The sequence below is a fragment of the Chitinophaga sp. genome, from assembly GCF_035564935.1.
Taxonomy (GTDB): domain Bacteria; phylum Bacteroidota; class Bacteroidia; order Chitinophagales; family Chitinophagaceae; genus Chitinophaga.
In genome coordinates, this window is record NZ_DATMTE010000717.1 from 1 (window position 1) to 2,128 (window position 2,128).

The 2,128-nt window shown below is 46.9% G+C and carries 1 protein-coding gene; it reads right to left on the bottom strand.

Annotated features, from left to right (window positions below; all coding sequences use genetic code 11):
- A partial coding sequence (locus tag VN105_RS18475) for a SusC/RagA family TonB-linked outer membrane protein (RefSeq protein WP_325643007.1) occupies positions 1–1,920 on the bottom strand: 1,920 nt, incomplete at its 3' end.
- Positions 1,921–2,128 lie beyond the last annotated feature (208 nt).

The following is a 2,128-nucleotide window of genomic DNA, read 5'->3' on the forward strand; positions in this document are numbered from 1 at the left end:
GTCGATAGAATTTTTATTAAACCAGGATTCTTCGGAGATGCGCCATGCAGCCATGGCACTGGGGAAAAAGCCGTATTGTTTTCCCGGTGCAAAAATGGATGATCCATCTTCACGGAGCTGTACATCCAGCAGGTATTTCTCTGCATAGTTGTAACTGATGCGGCCAAAGTAGCTTCTGCGGGTAATGATATAACTGCTGCCGTAGTTGCTGGCATCCGTTGGCAAAGCGCCGCCCTGGCTCAGTTCCGGCAGTAAGGTAGTTATATAGTTCTGGCGTGCGGCGCCAAAAGTTTCATAAGTTGTTTTGGATTGCTGTACGGCCGCAAATGCGCTGAGCTGATGTTTACCAAAATGTTTATCGTAGCTCAGGCGGAGGAAAGAGTTCAGTAAGGTATAGTTGATCTGGCTTTCCGAAAGGGAAGGGTTATTGGGTCCGCCTTTCACCGGGTCATAGGTATCTGCGCCTTTATCGTACTGGTACACGATCCAGTTATGTGCCAGCTGTTTATCAAATTCAAAACGTTTGTCGATAGACACCATTCCGTCTACAGATAATCCTTTTGCCAGTTCATAACTTGCTTTACCGATGATGCTGCCGGTGGTGATGGGTCTTTTATCAGCACCGGATAATTGTGCCATGGCCAGCGGGTTCTTTCCCATTTCCACGCCGGCGCCCATGAGCCCATTAGGGTAATAAGCGGGGAGTGTTGGGTAAGTGCGGTAAAGAAATTCAAATACATTGGATGCGCCGAAACCGGCCAGTGCGGTCTTTTCTTCCTGGCGGCCGGACATCTGTACCGTTGCCTTGAATTTAGAAGAGAAGTTAATATCGAAGTTAGCGCGGATATTATATTGTTTGTAGTTGAGAGGGCTGTTGCGATATAATCCTTCCTGGTTCAGGTAACCGCCGGAGATATAATACGACAGTTTGTTGCTGCCGCCGGAAAAAGAAAGATTGGCGGTAGTTTGAGGCGCCACTGGTTTCATCAGTTCTTTTTCCCAGTTTGTATTCGGGTAAGATACCGGGTCTTTCCCGTTCCTGAACAATTCTATTTCCTCATCCGAATAGCGTTGGTGCGTGCCTTGTGAAGGATTATTATAATAGCCTATTTCATTTACGATAGTAGCATAGGTGGCTGCATCCACAAATTCAGGCAACCGGGTAGGTTTAATAAAACCCTGGTTGAGGTTAAAGCTGAAATTTGTTTTACCGGCTTCTCCTTTTTTGGTAGTAACAAGGATAACGCCGTTAGCTGCCTGCGAGCCATAAATAGCTGCGGAGGCGTCTTTCAGGATACTGATGCTTTCTATATCGCTGGGGTTTAACCGGGAAAAGCCGCCCAGTGCATTGGGTACGCCATCAATTACGATGAGTGGAGCTGAGTTACCGGTAGTAGCCACGCCGCGGATCAGGAGGCGGGCATCATCGTAGCCAGGCTCCCCGCTGGTGTTGGGAGCAATGAGGCCCGGCATACGGCCTACGAGTGAGTTGGAGATATTTGGCTGCGGGCTTCTCACTATCTCCGCGCTTTTCACGGCGGCTACGGAACCTGTTAGCGTTGCTTTCTTCGTGGTGCCATAACCCACCACTACTACGTCGTTCAGCGTTTCAACGGATGTTTCCAGTGCAATGGTGGTGAAATCTGCTGTGAGTGTCAGCTCCTGTTGCCGGAAGCCGATGCCTGAAACGATCACTGTATTGTTACCTGCAGGTGCAGTAAGCGCAAACTGTCCGTTAGCATCGGTTTTGGCGCCCGTGGTGGTGCCTTTCACAACTATGGAGATAAACGGTAATGGTGATTTGTCCGTGGAACTGATGACTTTACCTTTGAATGTTTTTTGCTGGGCATACCCTGGTATACACAAACAAAAGGCAGCAAGAAATGCAATAAAGCATTTCAGCAAGTGTCTGGCAATCATTTTCTTTAGTTTAAAACGTAAATGGAATACGAATGGCGGAACGGTGTGGTGAACCCGTCATTCATAACGTGCTTTCAGTTGATTTGTGTTATTTACATCTGTACTATACTATACTATTCTACAAATATAATTTCCGGTATTGAATTGTCCAAAAAAAAATTTAAGCGGAGTTTGTCTGACTCAGGATTAAACTGATTACACTGATTAC